Source organism: Pseudomonas granadensis (genome assembly GCF_900105485.1).
Classification (GTDB): domain Bacteria; phylum Pseudomonadota; class Gammaproteobacteria; order Pseudomonadales; family Pseudomonadaceae; genus Aquipseudomonas; species Aquipseudomonas granadensis.
Genome location: NZ_LT629778.1, coordinates 1,887,557 through 1,909,935 on the forward strand (window position 1 = coordinate 1,887,557; position 22,379 = coordinate 1,909,935).

Annotated in this window: 18 protein-coding genes; 8 read left to right on the plus strand and 10 right to left on the minus strand. The window is 60.7% G+C overall.

Annotated elements, in window-relative coordinates; all coding sequences use genetic code 11:
- Window positions 1–140: 140 nt before the first annotated feature.
- Together BLU52_RS08330 and BLU52_RS08335 are read right to left on the minus strand one after the other, a co-directional pair.
- Window positions 141–1,154, minus strand: a complete 1,014-nt coding sequence (locus BLU52_RS08330; protein ID WP_090282728.1) for a helix-turn-helix transcriptional regulator — start codon at window positions 1,152–1,154, stop codon at window positions 141–143.
- Window positions 1,151–2,089: a LysR family transcriptional regulator gene (locus BLU52_RS08335; RefSeq protein ID WP_090282729.1), complete on the minus strand. Its 939-nt coding sequence runs from the start codon at window positions 2,087–2,089 to the stop codon at window positions 1,151–1,153. The genes BLU52_RS08330 and BLU52_RS08335 overlap by 4 nt, the downstream gene beginning before the upstream one ends.
- 96 nt (window positions 2,090–2,185) lie before the next feature.
- Here BLU52_RS08335 and BLU52_RS08340 point away from each other — a divergent pair, with 96 nt between their 5' ends.
- Complete coding sequence (locus BLU52_RS08340; RefSeq protein ID WP_090282730.1) at window positions 2,186–3,031, plus strand: AraC family transcriptional regulator ligand-binding domain-containing protein; 846 nt, start codon at window positions 2,186–2,188, stop codon at window positions 3,029–3,031.
- Window positions 3,032–3,248: 217 nt separating this feature from the next.
- Here the strand turns inward: BLU52_RS08340 and BLU52_RS08345 are convergent, their stop codons facing one another.
- The gene (locus BLU52_RS08345) at window positions 3,249–5,222 is read right to left on the minus strand and encodes an alkyl/aryl-sulfatase (protein WP_090282731.1); all 1,974 of its coding nucleotides are present in this window, start codon (window positions 5,220–5,222) and stop codon (window positions 3,249–3,251) included.
- A gap of 137 nt (window positions 5,223–5,359) precedes the next feature.
- Here BLU52_RS08345 and BLU52_RS08350 point away from each other — a divergent pair, with 137 nt between their 5' ends.
- The 6 genes from BLU52_RS08350 to BLU52_RS08375 all read left to right on the plus strand — a co-directional run bounded on the left by BLU52_RS08350 (window position 5,360) and on the right by BLU52_RS08375 (window position 11,382).
- The gene (locus BLU52_RS08350; RefSeq protein WP_090282732.1) at window positions 5,360–6,013 is read left to right on the plus strand and encodes an ABC transporter ATP-binding protein; all 654 of its coding nucleotides are present in this window, start codon (window positions 5,360–5,362) and stop codon (window positions 6,011–6,013) included.
- A complete protein-coding gene (locus BLU52_RS08355; protein ID WP_090282733.1) occupies window positions 6,010–8,481 on the plus strand; it encodes an ABC transporter permease in 2,472 nt (823 codons plus the stop codon). Before BLU52_RS08350 ends, BLU52_RS08355 begins: the two co-directional genes overlap by 4 nt.
- Window positions 8,471–9,538, plus strand: a complete 1,068-nt coding sequence (locus BLU52_RS08360) for a lipocalin-like domain-containing protein (protein ID WP_090282734.1) — start codon at window positions 8,471–8,473, stop codon at window positions 9,536–9,538. The genes BLU52_RS08355 and BLU52_RS08360 overlap by 11 nt, the downstream gene beginning before the upstream one ends.
- Window positions 9,539–10,259: 721 nt before the next feature.
- Window positions 10,260–10,502 carry a hypothetical protein gene (locus BLU52_RS08365; protein WP_090282735.1) on the plus strand — a complete coding sequence of 81 codons (243 nt, stop codon included), beginning with the start codon at window positions 10,260–10,262 and terminating at the stop codon, window positions 10,500–10,502.
- An 11-nt stretch (window positions 10,503–10,513) separates the two neighbouring features.
- On the plus strand, window positions 10,514–10,711 hold the full coding sequence (locus tag BLU52_RS08370) for a hypothetical protein (RefSeq protein WP_090282736.1): 198 nt from the start codon (window positions 10,514–10,516) through the stop codon (window positions 10,709–10,711).
- A gap of 86 nt (window positions 10,712–10,797) precedes the next feature.
- Window positions 10,798–11,382: a hypothetical protein gene (locus BLU52_RS08375; RefSeq protein WP_090282737.1), complete on the plus strand. Its 585-nt coding sequence runs from the start codon at window positions 10,798–10,800 to the stop codon at window positions 11,380–11,382.
- Between the two features lie 323 nt (window positions 11,383–11,705).
- On the opposite strand, the gene BLU52_RS08380 is transcribed toward BLU52_RS08375, so the two are convergent.
- From BLU52_RS08380 to BLU52_RS08410, 7 genes are all read right to left on the minus strand, one after another.
- Window positions 11,706–12,533 carry a glycosyltransferase gene (locus BLU52_RS08380; RefSeq protein WP_090288464.1) on the minus strand — a complete coding sequence of 276 codons (828 nt, stop codon included), beginning with the start codon at window positions 12,531–12,533 and terminating at the stop codon, window positions 11,706–11,708.
- A gap of 651 nt (window positions 12,534–13,184) precedes the next feature.
- Window positions 13,185–14,579, minus strand: a complete 1,395-nt coding sequence (gene hglS / locus BLU52_RS08385; protein ID WP_090282738.1) for a 2-oxoadipate dioxygenase/decarboxylase HglS — start codon at window positions 14,577–14,579, stop codon at window positions 13,185–13,187.
- 88 nt (window positions 14,580–14,667) lie between these two features.
- Entirely contained in the window at window positions 14,668–15,888 is a 1,221-nt protein-coding gene (gene glcF, locus BLU52_RS08390) for a glycolate oxidase subunit GlcF (RefSeq protein ID WP_090282739.1), read from the minus strand.
- A gap of 2 nt (window positions 15,889–15,890) precedes the next feature.
- Window positions 15,891–16,940, minus strand: a complete 1,050-nt coding sequence (glcE, locus tag BLU52_RS08395; RefSeq protein ID WP_090282740.1) for a glycolate oxidase subunit GlcE — start codon at window positions 16,938–16,940, stop codon at window positions 15,891–15,893.
- The gene (gene glcD, locus BLU52_RS08400; RefSeq protein ID WP_090282741.1) at window positions 16,940–18,439 is read right to left on the minus strand and encodes a glycolate oxidase subunit GlcD; all 1,500 of its coding nucleotides are present in this window, start codon (window positions 18,437–18,439) and stop codon (window positions 16,940–16,942) included. Before glcD ends, glcE begins: the two co-directional genes overlap by 1 nt.
- Window positions 18,440–18,521: 82 nt before the next feature.
- Window positions 18,522–19,445 (minus strand): alpha/beta fold hydrolase, encoded by a 924-nt coding sequence (locus BLU52_RS08405; protein WP_090282742.1) that lies wholly within the window; start codon window positions 19,443–19,445, stop codon window positions 18,522–18,524.
- A 21-nt stretch (window positions 19,446–19,466) separates the two neighbouring features.
- Entirely contained in the window at window positions 19,467–20,921 is a 1,455-nt protein-coding gene (locus tag BLU52_RS08410) for a flavin-containing monooxygenase (protein ID WP_090282743.1), read from the minus strand.
- A 177-nt stretch (window positions 20,922–21,098) separates the two neighbouring features.
- Here BLU52_RS08410 and BLU52_RS08415 point away from each other — a divergent pair, with 177 nt between their 5' ends.
- Window positions 21,099–22,172: a diguanylate cyclase gene (locus BLU52_RS08415; RefSeq protein ID WP_090282744.1), complete on the plus strand. Its 1,074-nt coding sequence runs from the start codon at window positions 21,099–21,101 to the stop codon at window positions 22,170–22,172.
- Window positions 22,173–22,379 lie beyond the last annotated feature (207 nt).

A 22,379-nucleotide genomic window follows, 5' to 3' on the forward strand; every position in this document is an offset into this window, starting at 1 on the left:
GAGGGCCGAACGCAGGAGCAAAGCCTCTTGGTTCCTTTTTGCTGGGCCGGCACTCCGGCGTCTGAAAAAGGGACTCGCCGTAAGGGCGAAACCGCCAGCCGCAACACCCGCAGCAACGGATATGCACACAAACTCAGCACCTACCCCACCCGAGTACGATAAACCCCCGGCGCACACCCAAACCAGCGCAAACAGGCGCGGTTGAACCCCTGCACATCGCTGTACCCCAACCGATCCGACACCTCGACCAGCTCCAGCTCCCCGGCCCGTAACAAATCTTCAGCCCGATAGCGTCGGTAGTCATCGAGCAATTCTGCAAACCCCCAGCCCAACGCCTTCAAACGCCGCGCCGCCGTGCGCTCGAGCAAATGCTGCGTCGCGCAGAACTGCTTCCAGTCGGCCGTCGCCGGGTTGTCGATCAGGTAGTCGCTGACTTGCTCCAGCAGCGTCGGTTCGCTGTTGCGCAAGGTCTGTTCGAGCACCTCGACCAAGGTGTCTTCCAGCGCCGATTGCCTGGGTGTCAGCAGCGTCCCGAACAGCTGCGCATCGAGATGGATCACCGGGTTCGGCTGTTGCGCAAACACCGGCGCATTGAAAGCGCGTTGATGTTCATCACTGCCGGCTGAAGTCAGTGCCACGCCAACAATCGGATCAAGCTTGATGCCGCTGACGAGCAACTTGCGGCGTAGCATGCCGCAGAGGCTCACCAGAATGAAATCGGCAACGGGCGCTGCGGCACGTAGTGCTCCGCGCTCGACCAGACGCAATTGCACACCACCGTTTTCGCGCACGACCTGCACATTGAAATGGCCGCTGAAGCGGCTGAAGAAACGCGCGAAATGATCACACGCACTTTCAAGCGACACCGCAACATCGAACAAATAAGTCAGGCCATTGCGGGTAGTGGACACGAAGCGTTGACCGGCCGCCAGACCGATCAGCGGGTCACCGCTCTGCTCCACGGCAAACGCCCAGAAACTTCGCGACACCACCAGCGGCAGGCGCATGAACGGTGTGCGCAGGTCTGAAAGCTTTCTGTGAAATTGCGCTTCGAGAGCATCCTGCGCGACGCCTCGGGCCAGCAATTCTTCAATGACCGGCAGCACGGTCGCGGCATAAAAAGTATTGCCGGATCGCGCAGCGAAGGTGTTCATACAGGACTTGCCACGGGGTTGCTGGCCGCCAACAGTTGTTGGTCGACGCTCAGGATCGCCTCAATCATCGCCCGCGCTGCCGGGCTCAACGAGTAGCCGGCGCGACTGACAATGCCGTAACTCAGTTGCAAGGCCGAATCGTTGCGTGGCACATCGATGAAGTCGAGCAGATGGATCAGCCCTTGATCAATCTGTTCGCGCAAGGCTTCAAGAGTGGCCAGGCCTATCGCATCGGAACGCAATACAACCCGCTGGATCGCATCGAATTGCGCACATTCGACACTCGGGTTGAAATCCGCCTCGCCCAGCAGATCGGCGAGCACCTTGCGAATCATCGGCGGAATGCGCGTGCCCACTACCGGATAGTCGAGCAGCGCGCGCAATTGCAGGCGTTGTTGCCCGGCCAATGGATGGCCGGCGCGGCAGAAGAAACCGCCTGGTCGGGTGCGCAGCAATTGCACTTCATACTGCGGATCGCTGACGAAATAGCGGGCGTCCGCGATCAGAAATTCGATCTGCTGCTCACGCAACCACAGCGCCAGTTGCTGCCAGTCGCCCTGATGAAACCGCGTGCGAACCGCCGGGTGCGCCTGAATGAACCGCGCCAGCGCGCCCGGTACCAGCACTTGCGCCGGATACGGCCCGCAGCCGAATTGCAGTTCGCCGCCGGTGAGGCCGTTGTATTGCGTCAGTTCGTTGTGCAGCGCCTGACTGCCGGCGAGCAGACGCCGCGCATGTTGCAGCACCAGATCGCCTTGACCGGTGAGGCGAAATTCGCGGCTGCTGCGTTCGACCAGTTCGCAATCGAGGTCACGTTCCAGCGTCTGGATACTGCGACTGAACGCCGGTTGGCTGAGACTGACCGCTTCGGCAGCGCGGCCGAAATTGCGGCAGTCAGCGAGGGCGACGAGGTGGCGAAGCTGGCGAAGATCCATCATGCGTCTCCTGCATTTTGCGGATACTTTTAATGCATTGGATCGATAGCACGTCGGCTGGCATAAGTACACGCCTGTCCTTCAGAAACTTCTGTCATGTCCCAGTCTTTATTCGTTTGCAGCGCTTACACCCGCGCCATCGTTGGCCATGCCGAACAGTCTGGCCTGGACTCGAAGCGGCTGTTGGCACGGGCGGGAATCTGTCCGTCCAGCCTGGTTGATCCGGCCCGGCGAATCGCTGCGCAAGCGGTTGAACGACTGTGGCGTGAATGCGAGCTGGCCGGTGCAGCGCCGACGTTTGGGTGTGAACTGGTCGACGGCCTGGCAACCACCAGCCTGCAAGGTCTGAATATCCTGCTGGACTCCGCCGCGACCTTGCGCGTGAGTCTCGACTGCTTTGTCAGGTTCGTGCCACGAATCAGCAATCACGTGCAGGTCGAATTGCTCGAGGCAGGGGATTTCGCGCGGTTGCAGTTGCGTCCGTTGCAGGGCTCGGTACATCACTTCGGTCTCGATGCCGCCACCTCTACGCTGGTACGTAACATTGCTCGAAGGCTGGGCAAACCGGCGGACGCGGTGTTTGCCAACGTCACGTTGTGCCCGTCACAGTTTGCAAGGCGCTGGTTGCGCAATGCGGGCGTCGCTGTTGAACGGGGCGAATATCCGCAGCTGACCTTGCACCGCGCCATGCTCGACGAGGCGCTGCCCGGTGCCAATCCGTTTTTGCATCAGAGCATGCTGCGGCACTGGCTGAGCGAAAGCGGCGAGCGCAATGACAGTCTGGCGCTGGCACGACACTGGCTGACCGCGGGCGATCAACCGATCGAGCGCATTGCCCGGCGCCTTGGCTATGGCCAGCCGAGCAATTTCATTCGCGCGTTTCGCAAACGGTTCGGGATCACGCCGAAGCAGTTTCGGCTGCATTCGGGGCAGGGTTGTTGAGGATGGCTGGATTGGGGTGATTTGATCGTTTTTTGTTGTGTCAGGGGGATTCCCCCTCACCCCAGCCCTCTCCCCCAAGGGGGCGAGGGGGAGAGGGAGCCGATTTTCGTGGCGTTCGGAATTTGGGTTCAACTCGGTATCCCGTCGGCGTATCGGGTACCTCCACCTCGGTCAGTTCCCTCTCCCTCTCGGAGAGGGTGAGGGTAGGGCTTTCGTCTCAAGGCGTGACGATATTGAACTGTGGCCCGAACGTGTCGAGGCTGCCCATCAACTCGCCGAACTTCTTGCCGTTGCCCTGCAACTTGATCAAGCCCTGTTGCATCGCCGTCGGGAAATCCAGTTGCTTGAGGCTGATCTTTTCCAGGGTATCGCGGCTCAGGGTGACACCGGCATCCGCCGCAGGATTAAGCCCGGCGCGGTGGGTCAGCACGCCGTTGCGCAGCGTCAGATTGAAATCCTTCTGCACATCGTCGAACGTCCAGTTCAGCGTCAGGTCATGGGCCACGGCTTTTTCGCTGTCCAGACGTACCGCCAGATAGTCGAAGAACATCTCCGGGCTCATCGCCCGCACCATGTCCACCGACACAGTGTTGGCCGATTGCGGCGGCGCACCGTTGCGCAGTTCCATGGCGCCGGTCAGGTACATGTTGCGCCAGGTGGCGTTCTCGCTTTGGTAACCCAGTTGTTCCAGGGTTTCGGCCTGCGCCTTGCGCGCGTCGGCGTTGTCCGGTTCGGCGAATAACAGCTGATTGCCCAGTTGTGCAGCCCAGCGATAATCCGCGCTGGCCATGGCCGTATGCATTTTTTCCAGCACCGCCGCCGCGCCGCCCATGGCTTCGACGCTGCGTTTGGCGGCGTCCACCGGCGGCAGCGGATTGAGGTTGGCCGGGTTGCCGTCATAAAAACCCATGTAGCGCTGATACACCGCGCGGGTGTTGAAGCTCAGCGAACCGTAGTAACCGCGGGTGTACCACTTCTGATCGAGCGAACCCGGGAGTTTCTTGATCGCTTCGGCGATCTCCAGCGGCGTCAGGCCCTGGTTGAGCAAGTGCAGGGTGCGGTCGTTGATAAAGGCATACATGTCGCGCTGGTCGGCGAGCAATGTGCGGATGCGTTCACCGCCCCAGGTCGGCCAGTTGTGTTGGGCAAACATCACTTCGGCCTTGTCGCCATAACGCGCCAGACTGTCGTCGAGGTACTGCGACCATGCCTTGGCGTCCCGCACTTGCGCGCCGCGCGGGGTGAGGATGTTGTGCATCATCTGCGTGGCGTTTTCGGCCATGCACAAGGCTTTCAGTTGCGGCAGATAAAGGTTCATTTCCGCCGGCGCTTCGGTGCCCGGCGTCAACTGAAACTCGACTTGCAGCCCGGCGATGGTATGGCTTTGCAGAGGCTCGGTGATCAGGTCGGTGGGCGGGATCAGCGTGACCGTGCCACCACTGGGTGTGCTCTTGCCCAGGCCCGCATCGATCTGTCCTTTTTCGCCGCGCGGCAACAGACTGCCGAACTGGTATTGCGCGCGACGGCTCATGGCGTTGCCGGCCATGACGTTTTCACTCATCACGTGTTCCATGAAGCCGGACGGTGCGTAAACTTTGACCTTGCCGGCCTTGACGTCGGCCTCATCGATCACCCCGCGCACGCCGCCGAAGTGATCGACGTGGGTGTGACTGTAGATCACCGCCACCACCGGTTTGCGCGGGCGGTTGGCGTAATACAGATCCAGCGCAGTCCTGGCGGTTTCGGCCATGGTCAGCGGGTCTATGATGATCAGCCCGTCATCGCCTTCGATGATGGTCATGTTGGCGAGGTCGAGGCCGCGCACCTGATACAGCCTTGGGCTGACTTCGAACAGACCGGCGTGGGCGTTGAGTTGCGCCAGCCGCCACAGGCTCGGGTTGACCGATTCCGGCGCTTTTTCATGGTCGAGAAAATTGTAGGCATTGGCGTTCCAGATAACCTTGCCGGCAGCGTCCTTGATCTGACCTTTGAAGGGCGCGATCAAGCCTTTGCTGACAGATTCGAAATCAGTGCGGTCGCTGAAGGGCAGCTGTTGCAGGACGGCGGCGTTGCTGGCGCGGGTCTGTGCGCTGGGCGCGGTCGGGGTGTCGGCGGCAAACAGAGTCTGGCTGATGGCGGCGCTGATCAGGCAGGCCAGCAGGCCGCGCTTGCTGAAAATGAAACGTTGCATGGTGACTCCGGTTCTTATCGTTATCGGTGGACTGTCACGCAGGGTAGGGCGGACCGCTGCCACAGCGATGATCATCAACGGACAAAAACCATTCAGGGCCGCTATCCTTGGCCCAGACTCATTGATCAGGTTCAGCCATGCTTGAGGTTCGCAACGTCCACAAAAGTTACCCCACGCCACAAGGTTCGCTGCCGGTATTGCAGGGCGTCGACCTGACGCTGGCGGCCGGCAGCAGTCTGGCGCTGATGGGCGAATCGGGCAGCGGCAAGAGCACGTTGCTGCATCTGGTGGCCGGCCTCGACAAGGTCGACCGCGGCAGCATTCACAGCGGTGAGCATCGGCTGGAGTCGATGAGCGAAGCGCAACTGGCGAACTGGCGGCGTACGGAAATCGGTCTGGTGTTCCAGCAGTTCAACCTGATCGGCAGTTTGCGCGTTGAGGACAATCTGGCGTTTCAGGCGCGGCTGGCCGGGCGCCATGAGCCGCGCTGGCAGGCGCATCTGGTGCAGCGTCTGGGCCTGTGCGATTTGCTCAAGCGTTATCCCGAACAACTTTCCGGTGGTCAGCAGCAGCGGGTCGCGCTGGGCCGGGCGCTGGCGTCGCAGCCGAAATTACTGCTGGCCGACGAGCCCACCGGCAGCCTCGATGAAGCCACCAGCGATGAAGTGCTGCGCCTGCTGCTGGAACTGCTTGATGACACGCCGACCACGCTGTTGATGGTCACGCACAGTCCACGAGTCGCGGCGCGTCTGGCGCAGCAAGTGGTGCTGTCCAGCGGGCGCCTGACGTGATGGTTTTCCGGCAGACGCTGCGCGCACTGCTCAGCCATTGGCGGCGCCATCCGGTGCAGTTTTTCAGCGTGCTGACCGGCCTGTGGCTGGCGACCAGCCTGCTGACCGGCGTCGAGGCGCTGAACAGTCAGGCGCGCGACAGCTACGCGCGGGCCAGTCAACTGATCGGCGGCGAACCGCAGGCCAGCCTGAGCACACCCGGCGGGGCGACTTTTCCTCAGCAATGGTTCGTGGATTTGCGCCGCCAGGGCTGGCCGGTCTCGCCGCTGTTGCAGGGGCGCTTGTTGCTCAAAGGTCACGAAGACCAACGCCTGCAATTGATGGGCATCGAACCGGTTTCATTGCCCGCCGATTCGGCGGTGGCCGGGCAGGCGCTGCCCATTGAACGGGTTGTCGAATTCTTCACGCCGCCGGGCAGCACGTGGATTTCCGCCGATACCTTGCAGGCGCTGAAACTGCGCGAAGGTGCTACGCCGCAAACAGTAAACGCCCAGGTTTTGCCGCCGCTCGTGGTCCAGAAAGACATGGCGCCCGGCGTGTTGCTGGTGGACATCGGCGTGGCGCAAACCGTGCTCGAACAACCGGGGCAACTGTCACGAATGCTGCTGCCCAAGGATTTTTACGCTGAGTTGCCAGACTCGTTCAAAGGCCAGTTGCAACTCAAAAGCAGTGGCGAAGAAAACAACCTCGCGCGGCTGACCGAGAGCTTTCACCTGAATCTCGATGCCTTGGGCTTTCTGTCGTTTGTGGTCGGATTGTTCATCGTGCACGCGGCCATCGGTCTGGCGCTTGAACAGCGTCGTGGCCTGCTGCGCACGTTGCGCGCTTGCGGGGTCAGTGCGCGAATGCTGATCACCTGTCTGATCGTCGAGCTTGGTGTGCTGGCATTGCTCGGCGGCGTATTTGGCGTGATCAGCGGCTACTGGTTGGCCAGCGTATTGCTGCCGGATGTCGCCGCCAGCCTGCGCGGGTTGTATGGCGCGGAAGTGGCGGGGCAGTTGCGGTTAAGTCCCTGGTGGTGGTTCAGCGGCATCGGTTTGAGCCTGCTCGGCGCCTTGCTCGCTGGCGCCAGCAGCCTGTTGCGGGCGGCGCGTCTGCCATTGCTCGCGGTCGCCGATCCGCAGGCCTGGCACGAGCAATATTCCCGCTGGTTGCGTCGGCAAGGTTGGTTGGCGGCGGGCTTGCTGGCGATTGCGCTGGCGGCGCTGGTCTGGGGCGACAGCCTGAGCAGTGGCTTCGTCTTGATGGCCGGGCTGCTGCTCGGCGCGGCGCTGGCCTTGCCGGTGATGCTCAGCGCACTGCTGAAGCCGTTGCTGGGGCGCAGTCGTTCGGTGTTGGGTCAGTGGTTTCTCGCCGATTGTCGGCAGCAATTGCCAGCATTGAGTCTGGCGCTGATGGCGCTGCTGCTGGCGCTGGCCGCCAACATCGGCGCGGGCAGCATGACCGCCGGGTTTCGCCAGACCTTCAACGATTGGCTCGAACAACGCCTGAGCGCCGAGTTGTACATCAACCCAAGCAATCCGGCGCAGTCGCGGGAAATGTACAGTTGGCTCAAGCAGCAGCCGAATGTCCGCGCGGTGCTGCCCAACTGGGAGGTCACGGTGACGCTGCAAGGCTGGCCGGCGGAGCTGTTCGGCATCGTCGATCATGCGCATTATCGCCAGCACTGGCCGCTGCTCGACAGCAGTGGCAGCGACCCTTGGGCGCATCTGGCAACGGACGATGCGGTGATGCTCAGCGAGCAACTGGCGCGCCGGCTCAAGGTGCGCGCGGGCGATCGACTGACGATTCCCGCGCCGAATGGCACATGGTCGCCGCGCATCGTCGGCATCTACGCCGATTACGGCAATCCCAAGGGCCACTTGCTGGTCAACAGCAATCATCTGCTGCGCGGCTGGCCGCAATTGACGCCGAACCGTTTCAGTTTGCGCATCGATCCGCAGCAGATCCCGTCGCTTCTGCATGCCTTGCAGACACGTTTTCAACTGGACGATAGCCGCATCATTGATCAGGCCCGACTCAAGGGCTGGTCGATGCAGGTTTTCGAACGCACCTTTGCTGCAACGGCGGCGTTGAACAGCCTGACCCTGGCGGTCGCAGGCGTCGCGTTGTTCATCAGCCTGCTCACGCAGAGCCAAAGCCGTCTCGGCCAGCTCGCGCCATTGTGGGCGCTGGGCGTAACGCGGCGGCAGTTAATGCTGCTCAATCTCGGCCAGACCTGGCTGCTGGCGGTGTTGACGCTGATATTGGCGTTGCCGCTGGGCATTGCCTTGGCGTGGTGCCTCGATGCGGTGATCAACGTGCAGGCGTTCGGCTGGCGCCTGCCGTTGCGCGTGTTCCCGTGGCAACTGCTGCAACTGATGGGGCTAGCGCTGCTGGCGACCTTGCTTGCTTCGGCGTGGCCGCTGTATTCGCTGTACCGCACGCAACCGGCGGACCTGCTGAGGACCTTTGCCCATGAGGATTAAGTTCGTTGCGCTGCTGGCCGCGCTGTTGCTCACCGCTTGCGATCCGTCCGTGTCGGAACAGAAGGGCTTTGCCGGCATGGGCGCGCAGGCGCAGGCGTTCACCCCGGTAGTGCCGGGGCGGGTGTTCAGTTTTCCAGCCGATCACGGCGCGCATGATGGCTTTCGCATCGAATGGTGGTACGTCACGGCGAATCTCAAGGATCCGCAAGGCAACGATTTCGGCGTGCAATGGACGTTGTTTCGCAGCGCCTTGAAACCTGAGGCGGAGCAGGCAGGGTGGGGCAACCAGACGGTGTGGCTGGGGCATGCGGCGGTGACATCAAGCACGGTGCATCACGCGGCCGAGCGCTACGCGCGCGGTGGCGTCGGGCAGGCCGGTGTGCGCCTGGCGCCGTTCGAGGCGTGGATCGATGACTGGATGTTTGCCGGCAAGGCGGCGGATCCGTTGAGCGACATGCAGCTGCGCGCTCGCGATAAAAATTTCGCTTACGACCTGCGGCTGACGTCCAGCCGGCCGCTGGTGCTGCAGGGTGACAAGGGTTTCAGTCAAAAGTCGGAGCAGGGGCAGGCGTCGTATTACTACAGTCAGCCGTTTTTTCAAGCCAGCGGGACGCTGCAGATCGACGGCCAGACTTACACGGTCAGCGGGCCGGCGTGGCTGGATCGGGAATGGAGCAGCCAGCCGCTGACCGCCAATCAGACCGGTTGGGACTGGTTTTCCCTGCATCTGGACAACGGTGAGCATGTGATGCTTTATCGCATGCGGCAGAAGGAGGGGGCGGCTTATCTGACCGGTACGTGGATTGCTGCGGATGGGCAGATTCAGACGTTGCGTCGCGAGCAGATCAGTCTGGAGCCGCAGGACACGGCCGAGGTCGCTGGGCGGTCGATGCCGGTGAAGTGGTGGGTCCGCATTCCGGACAAGCACCTCGATATCAGTGTCGATGCGCTTAATCGCGATGCCTGGATGGATCTGCGTATTCCTTATTGGGAGGGACCGGTGGGGATTGGGGGGAGTCATGCGGGTCGGGGGTATCTGGAGATGACCGGGTATTGAGCGGGTGCGATTTTTTGCAGGCAGCTTGATATCCCCAGTAGGAGTGAGCCTGCTCGCGATGGCTTTCTTTCAGGCGCTGAGTTTTGGGTACATATCCGTTGCTGCGGTAACGGCTACTTAGGGTTCCGCCCTTACGGCGGGTCACCTTTTTCAAACGCCAAAAAGGTAACCGAAAAGGCTTGCTCCTGCGTTCGGCCCTCGCAAGCTCGGGTCCCTTCGCTCCGGGATCGATCCGGGCGCAGCGGCTACGGTTTGCTGCGCTGCACCTCCTTCCGCTGTGTACGACTTCGTCGTACGGTCGCTGCGCTCCCACGCCCGGATCAATCCCTCCACTCAGCCTTCCGACGTCGCCGGTGGAACAAGATCAAAAGCACTCGAGCTAACGCTCATTGTTGAGTGGTAGAAGCGGATGGTTGGCTTGGGATTTGTGGTGGGGCTGCCCCTCACCCCAGCCCTCTCCCCCTAGAGAGGGAGCCGATCTGCTTTGGCTTTGAAAATCGCGTACAACTCGGTGTTTCAGGCCGGCGTACCTCGCCCAAACACCGCGGTCAGTCCCCTCTCCCTCCGGGAGAGGGCTAGGGTGAGGGGCTTTTGATCTTCAGGCTGATTTCAAGCTTCACCCAGCAATCCCCGCTCACGCTGTTACCGCCAGGCAAACTGCCTGGAACTCTCGCCGCCACACGCCGCTCTACCCAGAAACCCGCATATTCCCGGACTCACCATGAGCGACGACTTGCAACCCCCAGACCTCAATACCTGGCAACGCCTGTACGACGATCAGTCCTATTGGCAAAACTCCCCGGACTCTCACTACCTCGACCTGCAGCGCATCGCCGATGATTTGCTCGGTCAGGGTGCCATCGACCTGGATCAGTGGCAGCTACTGCGTGCCAAGGCCGATGATCTGCACAAGGACTCACCCGCGGTGAATGTCGCCCGCGAACTCGACGACCCCGAAGCTTGAGGACTCGCCCCATGAACACTACCGTCAGCCAGAACGACAACCCCGATGAGCCGCGCCCGGCCGGTGAAACCGAGCGTGACAATGATGCTCTGCGGCCGACCGATCCCAAGCAGCGGCAGAGCAGCAAAGGCACTCCGAGCGGCGAATCCACCGCTCAGGAGACCGCGAAGCCGCACACGCGTGGGCCACAAACGCAGGTCAAGCCCTGAACAGCGTCTATGCTCACTGGCACGCCCGCCGCTGAAGTTGATTCAGCGGCGGGCGTCGCCATTTCATAACAGGGAAAGTCATGCATATGAAGCTCGACGCACTGGCCAAGGCCATCACTCTCGCAACACTCCTGTCTGCCACCAGTTTCGGCGCCTGGGCTGCCGATATTCCGTTATCCGCCGTCGTTGAGGCCGATACCGTTACTACCAAAGTGCTCGCAGTTGACGCTGCCAACCACCAGGTAGTACTGGAAGGGCCCGAGGGCGCCAAGGTCCACGTTCAGCTCAGCGACAAAGCAAAAAATCTTGCCAACCTCAAGGTGGGCGATCTGGTGAAGATCGAGGTGCAGCGCTCGGTCGCCGCTTATCTCGACACCGATGTGGATAAAGGTCTGCCGGGCACCATCGAGCGTACCGGCGAATTGCGCAAGGCGCCGGGCAGCGATAACCCCGGTGGCGAGGCTTACCGGCAGGTACAGGTGCAGTTGAAAATCAGCAAAATTGATTTGAAGTCCAATCAGGTCACCCTCCAGAACCCGTCCGGACAATCGAAGACGCTTGATGTGAAAAAGCCGGAGATTCAAGCGAAACTCAAGGATTTGAAAGTAGGGCAGAGCGTTATTGTCACTTACACCGATATCCTGAAAGTGACCAGTCAGCACGATAGTTGAGTATTAACTCTACAAAATGATTGTTCTTGTACAGCTTTGTGTATGAGAACAATCATATAAAAACCGGATGTAGGAAGTTTCCCGGTAAATATCGACGAGACACACTTTTTAACTTACCAGTACAAAAATTTCATGTTTAAGCCTGACGACATATCCGCCGTCTTCAATTAAAATCCTCTCGGTTCGCCCAGTGTCAGGGCTCTTTACCGGTGCATGGATTGCCAGGCCATTACACTGGGCGGACACCTCTTTGGAGAGCTGTATACAATTTTCTGCAACAAAAAAGGGCGACTGCCAAGTCGCCCTTTTTTTGTTGCTTCGAATTACGCCGAGGCTCGAATATCCGTTTTGCCTGGCTGTCCCTGGAAGCGCTTCAGCGTGGCCTGATACATCTTTGTCCGCCGGTGGTTTTCCCCGTAGATACCTGCCGCAGCGACCGTGCCAGCCTGGATGTGATCCAGATAGCTGAAGATCTTGCGCGGCGAGAGGAGTTTGATGCCATAGCCCAAACCACTCATTCGATCTTGCAGGGCATAACCCGGAACTTGCTCGTCCATGCAGAAGTGCAGTCCCAACGATTTCATTAGACGCGCATTCCACAGTGTGCAGAAGCTTTTCAAATGCGTTTCTTTATAAGGCCGCGGCTGTTTCGAGCGCATGCCCAGATGCAGTTTTACCCGACGAACATGGTGCTTGCAGAATCGCGAAGTTACACGCCACGTATCACGCAGTAGCCCGCGATTGAGTTGTTCGACACAACCCACTGCTGCCATATCCGGCGACCTGGCGCACTCGCGCATCATCATCGCAAACACTTCCTTGTCGTAGACGAAAGTGTCTGTGTGCAGCAGAAACAGATAATCGGTTTCAACTTTTTCCAAAGCCAGATCCAGCGCCTTTCCATGCGCAATATGCCCCGCTTCCTTGCCCGGCGACGGACGCTCGATCAGGTTGATCCAGTCCAGCGAGCGTAAATAATCGAGGCTGGCATCCGCTGAATCGTTATCCACCACCCACACCGGAATGCGCTGCGCCTGGACGTGCTCGCGCAGCAGCTCAAGGCACATCCGGGTGATGTCCGGGGTTTTGTAATTGACCAGGACAAGGCTGAAATTCGCTGGCGGCTGGCTGGGTAAATCAAAGGCTTTCATGTCGGAAGGATTCATTCACGGCTCATGACGACAGGGTTCATGAGCGCGATGCTAGCGAGGGAAGCTTAGGTGAAGCTTAATTTGCGGGTGTGGCGATGCCCGTCGATATACGCGCTGCCCCAGATTACGCATCCACTGCCAAACCTGTGGGAGCGAGCCTGCTCGCGATGGCGTCCGTTCAGACAAGTCAGTGGTGGCTGACCCACCGCTATCGCGAGCAGGCTCACTCCTACATTGGGTTTGTGTATTGCCTGAAAGCTTGTGTTCCCCGCGAGACCTGTAGGAGTGAGCCTGCTCGCGATGGCGTCCGTTCAGACAAGTCAGTGGTGGCTGACCCACCGCTATCGCGAGCAGGCTCACTCCTACATTGGGTTTGTGTATTGCCTGAAAGCCTGTGTTCCCCGCGAGACCTGTAGGAGCGAGCCTGCTCGCGATGGCGTCCGTTCAGGCAAATCCCTGGTGGCTGATACACCGCCATCGCGAGCAGGCTCACTCCTACATTGGGTTTGTGTATTGCCTGAAAGCTTGTGTTCCCCGCGAGACCTGTAGGAGTGAGCCTGCTCGCGATGGCGTCCGTTCAGGCAAATCCCTGGTGGCTGATACACCGCCATCGCGAGCAGGCTCACTCCTACAGTGGATTTGTGGATTGCCTCAGAAGCAGCGCAATTTGATCCGCAACACCGCGGCGCACTCCTCGATCGAGCGCTGTTGCGTCGCGGCATACAAACCCAGTTCGTCGATGGTCGCGCGCCCGAGCGCTTGTTCGAAGGCCTGGCGATTGGAATGTTCGCCATAGTGCGTCTGCGCCGCGTCGCCGAGGTTTGACTGAAAAATTCCCGCCGCACTCACCGGCAGGAAATCTTCGTACACCAGTGGCTCAGCTTTCACATAGCCCCTACGCAACAAATCTTCCAGCGACGACTCTCTGAGACCACTCGCGGCCATGCCTTTTTCCGTAGCGAAAAAGCGAAAATACGCCAGCCCCTGTTTGTGCATGCCCTCGACGTTGTCAGGGAATTCGCCAAAATGCTGAGTCATCAGTGCGTTGTAGCGTACGGCGTTGCCTTCGTTGGGAAAATCGCCCAGCTCATCCCGCGCCGCATTCAGCAATCGGTCATACAGCGCTCGGCCTTTGGGTGTCAGCGCCGCACCGCGTTGTTCGATTTCGCCGAAGCGCGCGCTGTGACTGCCGCGGGTCTGCTGCTGATCGGTGAAGGCGATCGGCTCGTCCAGTGCCTTGAAACTGGTCTGGCGCAGCAGAATCGGACATTGCCGGCGCGGTGGGCCTTCAATCACTGCTTTGGGGGTGATGCCATGCTTCGGCATCTGTTCCTGCACGCGGTCGATGTCCAGCGTACGCGGGGTCAGGTGGTTGATGTGCGGACCTTTGAAGGCGACGACGTCGGCGATCAAACGGTGCTGCGCGCTCAACGTCTGGTATTGCGCGGCGGTGACGGTGGCGCTGTGGTGCCAGCGAAAGGTTTCCACTGCCTGTAAAACGAATGCCTCGGCCTCGCTTTCATTCAGCCCGCCCGCGGTTTCAGCGTGGGCGATCAGGCGCAATGCTTCCTGGGTAAAGATAGAACGCCGAGCCAGCACCGATTCGGCAAAGGCGAGCACGTCGGGATCCTCAATCAGCTCCAGGCGCAGCAGCGAGGTGAACACGCGAAACGGGCTGACCTGTAAGGCGTCTTCATGCACCGCGCGAAACGCCGTGGAATGTACCGGCACCCCCGCCGGCGTCAGGTCGTAATAGCCCACCGGCTGCATGCCCATCACTGCAAACAGGCGGGCGAGGGTGGCCAGTTCGGTGGCGGTGCCGACACGGATAGCGCCGTGACGCTCCATGTCCAGACGTTCGATTTCGCCGGTGCTGTGCAGTTGCCGGGCTATGTCTGGTTGATTACGCAGCACATCGCGGTTGGTCTGCTCCACCAATTGCATCAGCGCGCCGTACAGCGGCACTTCTTTGCGGTACATGTCGGACATCGCTTTGGAGAAGCGTTGGCGGATCAGGTCGGGGCTGACAAACGGCTGCACGGTCATGAAAAAAATTCCTGCCACGGTCACGGAATGGATAGCGGAAAAGATCGCAGCCTTCGCCCACCCGGGCAAACGAAGAATCCTACGAACTTCATTCTGCCAACGACTGATCCACCAGTTCGATCCAGTGCACCACGCGGGTACGCCCGGCGCTGGCCAGATGGCTCTGGCAGCCGACGTTGGAGGTGACGATCAACTGCGGCCGGCCGCTCTCCAGCGCGTTGAGGCGGTTATCGCGCAACTGCCGGGCCAGCAGCGGTTGCGTCAGCGAATAGGTGCCTGCCGAGCCGCAACACAAATGGCCGTCCGGCACGGCGGTGAGATTGAAACCGAGACGGGTCAACACCGCCTCCACCGCGCCGCCGAGTTTCAGCGCGTGCTGCAAGGTGCACGGGCAATGCACGGCGATTCGTTGTTCGCTGGCAGCGCACACCTGTTCCAGCGGTTCCTGCGCGAGGATCTGCACCAGATCCAGCGTCCGCTCGCTGATATGCCGTGCCTTGGCCGCATAAGCCGGATCGTTTTCCAGCAAATGCCCATAATCCTTGATAAATGCGCCGCAGCCGCTGGCGGTTTGCACAATCGCTTCGGCGCCGTTCTGCAGGTGAGGCCACCACGCATCGATATTTTGCCGGGCTCGATCGAGTCCTTTGGCTTGGGCGTCGAGGTGATAATCCAGCGCGCCGCAACAACCGGCTTGCGTTACCGGAGTGACGCTGATGCCGAGTCGATCCAGCACGCGCGCCGTCGCATCGTTGGTGTTCGGCGACAGCCCCGGTTGCACGCAGCCTTCCAGTAGCAACACGCGGCGCGCATGCCGAGGAGCGGGGCGCGAATCGTTGCCTGACACCGCGTGCGGCAGTTTGCTTTCCAGCAAACGCGGCAACAGCGGCCTGAATGTCGCGCCTACCCGCAACAAGCTTTTGAACACGCGTGGATTCGGCGCCAGGGCCCGCAGGCCCTCACGCAACAGCCGCTGAGCCGATGTACGCGGCACGGCCTGATCGACCACCGCACGGCCAATGTCGAGCAGGTTGTGATAGTCGACGCCGGACGGACAGGTGGTTTCGCAATTGCGGCAGGACAGGCAACGATCCAGATGCAGTTGCGTCTGCGCGGTCGCCGGTGCGCCTTCGAGCACTTGCTTGATCAGATAGATGCGCCCACGCGGGCCATCGAGCTCATCGCCGAGCAGTTGATAGGTCGGGCAGGTCGCGTTGCAAAAACCACAATGCACGCAGGTGCGCAAAATCTTTTCCGCCTCGGCGGCTCGGGGCAGCTGTCGCGCTTGTTCGCTGAGCGTGGTTTGCATGGCTAGAACTCCGCGTACATCCGCCCGGGGTTGAACAGCCCTTGCGGATCGAGTTGCGCCTTGAGTTGGCGGTGATAGCGCAACAGCGTCGGCGCCAACGGCTGGAACGGTGTGTCACTGGCACCGTGGCTGAAACAGGTGGCATGGCCGCCCAGCGACTGGGCGAGGGCGTGAATCCCGGTGCTGTCGGACTTCAGCCAGCGTTGCGCGCCGGCCCAGTCGATCAATTGCTCGCCAGGCAGCTCCAGCGGGCTGAGATTGTTGGGTAGCGACAGGCGCCACAGCGGCAGGCCTTCATCGAAAAAGGCCAGGCGATGCTCGTTCAGATCGCTCCAGAAAATCGAGTCCAACGGTTCACCACCGAGGCGTTGATGCGCCGCGGTCACCGAACCTTCGCCGCCCTCAAGGCGCAAATAAAGACTTGTGCCATCGTGACATGCCGCACTGATCGGCAGTGGTTGCTGACCCCACTCGGCAAGTTTGCTCAAGGCGCGGGTGCAGTCGATATCCAGGCGAATGCTCAGGCACTGGCGCGGTTTGGGCAGGACCTTCAGCGAGACTTCGGTGAGCAGGCCAAGGCAACCAAAACTGCCGGCCATCAGCCGTGACAGGTCGTACCCGGCGACGTTTTTCATCACTTCGCCGCCAAAACGCAAGTACTGACCGAGGCCGGTGATGACTCGCGTGCCGAGCACGAAGTCGCGCACCGAGCCTGACCACGGCCGCCGCGGGCCCGATAAACCTGTCGCGATCATGCCGCCGACAGTGGCGCTGTCGGTGAATGCCGGTGGTTCGCACGGCAGCATTTGCCCGGCGCTGTCCAGTGCTGAAAGCAGCTCTGATAACGGCGTCCCCGCGCGCGCGGTGATCACCAGTTCGGTCGGTTCGTAGCGCACGATGCCACAGTGCGCACGAGTGTCGAGTACTTCGCCCGCCACCTCGCGACCGAGAAACGTCTTGCTGTTGCCCCCCTGGATTTTCAACGGTGTGCGATTGGCGCGCGCGGCGTTGACCTGATCGAGCAGGGCGCTGGCGCCGTCGAAATCGGCCATCAGAAACGCTCCAGCTCGGGGAATGGCAGTTGCCCAGCGTGAATGTGCATGGCACCAAATTCGGCGCAGCGGTGCAGGGTCGGGATGTTCTTGCCGGGATTGAGCAGGCCTTTGGGATCGAACGCCGCTTTTACTGCATGGAACAGGCTCAGTTCGTCACTGTTGAATTGCGCGCACATCTGATTGATTTTCTCGCGGCCGACACCGTGCTCGCCGGTAATGCTGCCGCCGACTTGCACACACAGTTCGAGGATCTTGCCGCCCAACGCTTCCGCGCGCTGCAGTTCGCCCGCTTGGTTGGCGTCGAACAGGATCAGCGGGTGCATGTTGCCGTCGCCGGCATGAAACACGTTGGCAACGCGCAAACCGTACTCTTCGGCAAGCATTGCGATGCCTTGCAGGACACCGGGCAATTCCCGGCGCGGGATGGTGCCGTCCATGCAGTAATAGTCCGGCGACAAACGGCCAATCGCCGGGAAGGCATTCTTGCGTCCGGCCCAGAAACGCACGCGCTCGGCTTCGTCCTGCGCCTGACGCACTTCAGTCGCCCCCGCGGCGAGCATGACCTCGCGCACACGCTGGCAATCGTCATGCACATCGGCTTCGACGCCATCCAGTTCGCACAGCAGAATGGCTTCGGCCTCGACCGGGTAACCGGCGTGGATGAAGTCTTCGGCGGCGCGGATGGCGAGGTTGTCCATCATTTCCAGTCCGCCGGGAATGATCCCCGCCGCGATGATTTCGGCTACCGCGCGGCCAGCCTTTTCCACCGAATCGAAACTCGCCAGCAGGACTTTCGCCACTTGCGGTCTGGGCAGCAACTTGACCGTGACTTCGGTGATGATCCCCAGCAGGCCTTCGGAGCCGGTGAACAGCGCGAGCAAATCGAAACCTGCCGAATCCAGCGCATCGGAGCCGAGGGTCAGGCGTTCGCCTTCGATGGTCAGCACTTCGATTTTCAGCAGGTTGTGCACGGTCAGACCGTACTTGAGGCAATGCACGCCGCCAGCGTTTTCGGCGACATTGCCGCCAATCGAACAGGCGATCTGCGAGGAGGGATCCGGCGCGTAGTACAGACCAAACGGCGCAGCTGCCTGGGAAATCGCCAGATTGCGCACCCCCGGCTGAACCCGCGCGGTGCGGGCGGCGGGGTCGATATGCAGAATATTGTTGAACCGCGCCATCACCAGCAACACGCCCTGTTCCAGCGGCAAGGCGCCGCCGGACAACCCGGTGCCGGCACCACGCGCGACCACCGGGACGTTCTGTGCGTGGCAAAGTTTGAGCAGGCTCTGCACCTGATCGAGACGCCGGGGCAGGGCGACCAGCATCGGCGTGGTGCGGTAGGCGGAGAGGCCATCGCATTCGTAAGGTTTCAGTTCTTCCTCGCGCCACAGCAGGTCGAGGTCAGGCACGGCCCGTTGCAGTGCCTTGAGCAATTCGGCCTTGTTCACCTGCGGCAGCGGGCCGTCGAGGCGCTCGTCATAGAGGATGTTCATCTCAGCTCCAGGCCCCGCCGTTGATCGTTCCCACGCAGAGTGTGGGAACGATCAGCGCCAGAACGATCACGGGAAATTGTCATCACTGGCTTACAAGAAACGCCTGATACAGGCGTGCGCTATGCGTCGGTTGCTCGACCATCGGCATGTGCCCGACGTGGTCCCAGACCTCTACGCGCAAATTGGTGATGCCCTTGCTCCAGACCGGCACGCTGCTGACGTCGATCAGGCGATCCTTGCGCCCCCACAGCAACAGCGCCGGGCAGCGAATTTGCGCCAGTATCGGCTCCATCGGCGGGCTGGCGCGGAACTCGCGGAAGATTTCTTCCAGTTCATCGCGTTGCTGCACGTAGCGCTGGGCAATAGCGTCGAGCACCACCTTTGGCACCCAGGGCGGCGAGGCCATGGTCATTGCATACAGATAGCGAAACTCTTCGCGGGAATTGACCAGAAACGGATTGTGCCCGCGCGCCAGATGCCGCTCCATGTCGCTGGCCTGCGGCGCGGTGACGCCCGCCGGGTCGATCAGCGCGAGCGAGGCGATTCGCTCGGGACAGGTTGCCGCCAGCCACGCCGCCAGATAGCCGCCCATCGAGTTGCCGATCACATGCACCTTTTCCACGCCGCAGACGTCAAGCAACTGGATCATGCGCTTGGCCTGCAGCGGAATATCAAAACCGCCACCGGCCTTGAAGCCGGTTTCACCATGGCCGGGCAAGTCCGGAATGATCACTCGATACTGCCGCACAAAGTGCCGGGAGAAACGCAGCCACAGATTCTTGTCGGCGCTGAAACCGTGCAGCATCAGGATCGCACTGGCCGCTTCGTACGGCCCGCCCTGCCAGGTCGACACCGTCATTTCAGCGATCGGCACTTCGATCTTGTGCAACTTGTACAACCTGGCCTCGATGGCCATGCTCAGGTCGTACAGCCAGTGCCCGATTGCCGGATAACTCAACCAGCTCCAGGCCACGAAAACCGCGAGGGCGACAAACAGCAAAAGCATCGACGTCTTCCTTTTACGTGTTCAGGACAGAATGTGATCGGCGGGTTTCAGCGCCCGGGTCAAACGGTAGTAGCTGAAACTGAAGCCGGGAAACATGGCGATCACATGACCGCTCTTGCTTTGATACCAACTGTGGCAACCACCGGATTTCCACACCGTGCGCTGCATTTCCCGGTGGATCATTGCAGTGTAGGTACGTTCTGCGTCGCGGCGCACTTCGATGCTGCACAACCCTTGATCGCGCACGGTGCGGATGCAATCGATGATGTAGTTCATCTGCGACTCGATGATGAACAGCGCCGAGGTATGGCCGATGCCGGTGTTCGGACCGGTGACAATAAACAGATTGGGAAAGTCCGGCAGGCTGGTGCCCAGATAGGCGCGCGGATATTCGGCCCAGACATCGCTGAGCTGAACGGCGTTTTTTCCGCTGACCGGGTAGGAAATCACCCCGTCGGTGGCGTCGTAACCGGTCGACCAGACAATCAGATCCGCGTCGACATGCTGGCCGTCCGTGGTGTTGATCCCGGTTTCGTCGATGGAAGCGATGCCTTGTTCGCGGCTGTGCAAGGTGACGTTCGGGCGGCTCAATGTCGGGTAGTAAGTACTTGAGACCAGCACGCGTTTGCAGCCGATGGTGAAGTCCGGAATGAGTTTTTCCCGCAACTGCGGGTCCGGCACCTGTCTTCTGAGAAAGCGCAGCGCGTGCTGCTGCACCATGTGGATCGCCGGTTTCGAATACTTGAAGGCAATCACGCGGGTTTCGAACTGCCAGTAGATCAGCCAGCGCAACAGTTTGTACGCAGGTTTACGGCCGAGCAGCCAGCGTTGAATCGGTCCGAATGGGCGATCGGCGCGGGGCAGTACCCAATGCGGTGTGCGCTGAAAAACGTGCAAATGTTCCACTTGCGGCGCTATCGCCGGAATCACCTGGACCGCGCTGGCACCGCTGCCGACGATGGCCACACGTTTATCGCGATAGTCGTAGCTGTGGTCCCAGTTGTTTGTATGAAACGTCTTGCCCTTGAAGCGATCCCGGCCTGGGAAATGTGGGATTACCGGCTGGCTTAGCGGTCCGCTGGCGTTGATCAGGAATTGCGCGTAGTAGACGCCTTGGCGGCTGGTGTGGACGGCCCAGCGTTTTGCCGACTCGTCCCATTCGACGCGCTCGACATTGGTCTGCAGCTCCACGCGGTCACGCAAATGGAACTCGTCAATGACGTGCTCGGTGTAGCGCTGCAGTTCGGCCTGCCCGGCGAACATCTGCGACCAGCGGTAAGGCGCGAACGACAGGGAATACAGCGGCGATGGCACGTCCACAGCTGCGCCGGGGTAGGTGTTCTGGCACCAGGTGCCGCCGAAAAAGTCCCGTCGCTCCAGCAGTCGAAAATCGTCGATCCCGGCCTTGAGCAGGTTGACCGCCGCACACTGGCCGCCAAAGCCGCTGCCGATGATCAACACTTGGTAGGTGCGCATGGGCCTCCTTCTTATAGTTGTTTTTCCATTTTGCTCCTTTCATGTATAGCCAAAAATTCGCCCGGTGCGCGGCCTTGATGTCGCGCTATTCAGCCCGCTGACCGGTGATGGCGAATTAACGTCGCCCTGATAGACTCCCATCACATCCGCACAGCGGAGTGCGTGATCGAGGTCCTTATGGGAAATGCCGGAGGAAAGGGACTTTCAGTCGCCAGGAGGCTCTATACGTCGCGAATCCTCGGGCTGTTGCTTGGGCTGCTGTGTGTGTCCGTGGCGATGTATGCGCTCGATCCGCCGCTTTGGGTCTGGGCACTGATGTTCTTCAACGGCCTGGTCTGGCCACATCTGGCGTTTCAATGGGCGCGCCGCTCGCGTGTTCCCTATCATGCAGAACACCGGAATCTGTTGATCGATGCTTTTCTCGGTGGTTTCTGGGTCGCCGCGATGCATTTCAATCCATTGCCCACGGCGGTGACCATTTCGATGATGGCGATGAACAACGTCGCGATTGGTGGCGCACGCTTTCTGTTGGCAGGCTCTGCTGCGCAATTGCTTGGGGTGTTCGTCGGCCTGGCGGTGTTTGCCCCGGCATTCGTCCCGCAAACTTCGCCTGCGCAGATGTACGCGTGTTTCCCGTTACTGCTGCTGTATCCGTTGGCGCTGGGCTGGATCTGCTTTCGTCAGGCCTACAACCTCGGCCGGCATAAACGCGAACTGCTTGCCCTGAGCCGCACCGACAGCCTGACCGGGCTGCTTAACCACGGCGCCTGGAAAGATCAGCTGGAAATTGCCTTTCAGCGCTGCAGACGCCAGCAGCATGGCGCAGCAATTGCTTTGATCGACATCGATCATTTCAAGACGATCAACGACACCTACGGCCATGTCGCCGGCGATATCGTGTTGCGCCAGTTGAGCAAGTTGCTCAAGCACAACCTGCGCGCGACGGACGTGGCCGGACGCTATGGCGGGGACGAGTTCTGCGTGATCCTGCCCGAACTGCCGCTGTTCAACGCCGCCCAGGCCATGGAGGCGTTGCGCGAGCGTTTCGCGATTCTGGGTTATGAGCAGAATCCGGCGCTGAAGGTCAGTTTGAGCATTGGCCTGGCGGCTTACGATCCGATGCATGCCGACGCCACACGCTGGCTCAATGAGGCCGATCAGGCGCTGTACGAAGCCAAGGCGAGCGGGCGTAATCGGGTGATCTGCAATTGCGACGAGCAGCCTCGCCAGCCGGTGCTCGATTCGGTCTGAATGCTTGCAACAAATCCCTTGTAGGAGTGAGCCTGCTCGCGATGGCGTCGTGTCAGCCGACATTGATGCCAACTGACACGACGCCATCGCGAGCAGGCTCACTCCTACAGGGGTTTTGGGTTGTTGGTTAGATCAGTCTCGCATCCGTTGTAGAGCCGCGCGCCGATGTCGGGTACGGTTAAAGGCCCCGTACGCGAAACAAGGACC

Excerpts from the sequence above, each read along its gene's own strand:
- BLU52_RS08330 (WP_090282728.1), bottom strand. The coding sequence starts at position 1,154 with ATGAACACCTTCGCTGCGCGATCCGGCAATACTTTTTATGCCGCGACC.
- BLU52_RS08345 (WP_090282731.1), bottom strand. The coding sequence starts at position 5,222 with ATGCAACGTTTCATTTTCAGCAAGCGCGGCCTGCTGGCCTGCCTGATC.
- BLU52_RS08350 (WP_090282732.1), top strand. The coding sequence starts at position 5,360 with ATGCTTGAGGTTCGCAACGTCCACAAAAGTTACCCCACGCCACAAGGT.
- BLU52_RS08405 (WP_090282742.1), bottom strand. The coding sequence starts at position 19,445 with ATGCTTTTGCTGTTTGTCGCCCTCGCGGTTTTCGTGGCCTGGAGCTGG.
- glcF (WP_090282739.1), bottom strand. The coding sequence starts at position 15,888 with ATGCAAACCACGCTCAGCGAACAAGCGCGACAGCTGCCCCGAGCCGCC.
- BLU52_RS08335 (WP_090282729.1), bottom strand. The coding sequence starts at position 2,089 with ATGGATCTTCGCCAGCTTCGCCACCTCGTCGCCCTCGCTGACTGCCGC.
- BLU52_RS08375 (WP_090282737.1), top strand. The coding sequence starts at position 10,798 with ATGAAGCTCGACGCACTGGCCAAGGCCATCACTCTCGCAACACTCCTG.
- BLU52_RS08370 (WP_090282736.1), top strand. The coding sequence starts at position 10,514 with ATGAACACTACCGTCAGCCAGAACGACAACCCCGATGAGCCGCGCCCG.
- BLU52_RS08340 (WP_090282730.1), top strand. The coding sequence starts at position 2,186 with ATGTCCCAGTCTTTATTCGTTTGCAGCGCTTACACCCGCGCCATCGTT.
- glcD (WP_090282741.1), bottom strand. The coding sequence starts at position 18,439 with ATGAACATCCTCTATGACGAGCGCCTCGACGGCCCGCTGCCGCAGGTG.
- BLU52_RS08365 (WP_090282735.1), top strand. The coding sequence starts at position 10,260 with ATGAGCGACGACTTGCAACCCCCAGACCTCAATACCTGGCAACGCCTG.
- BLU52_RS08415 (WP_090282744.1), top strand. The coding sequence starts at position 21,099 with ATGGGAAATGCCGGAGGAAAGGGACTTTCAGTCGCCAGGAGGCTCTAT.
- BLU52_RS08360 (WP_090282734.1), top strand. The coding sequence starts at position 8,471 with ATGAGGATTAAGTTCGTTGCGCTGCTGGCCGCGCTGTTGCTCACCGCT.
- glcE (WP_090282740.1), bottom strand. The coding sequence starts at position 16,940 with ATGGCCGATTTCGACGGCGCCAGCGCCCTGCTCGATCAGGTCAACGCC.
- hglS (WP_090282738.1), bottom strand. The coding sequence starts at position 14,579 with ATGACCGTGCAGCCGTTTGTCAGCCCCGACCTGATCCGCCAACGCTTC.
- BLU52_RS08410 (WP_090282743.1), bottom strand. The coding sequence starts at position 20,921 with ATGCGCACCTACCAAGTGTTGATCATCGGCAGCGGCTTTGGCGGCCAG.
- BLU52_RS08380 (WP_090288464.1), bottom strand. The coding sequence starts at position 12,533 with ATGAAAGCCTTTGATTTACCCAGCCAGCCGCCAGCGAATTTCAGCCTT.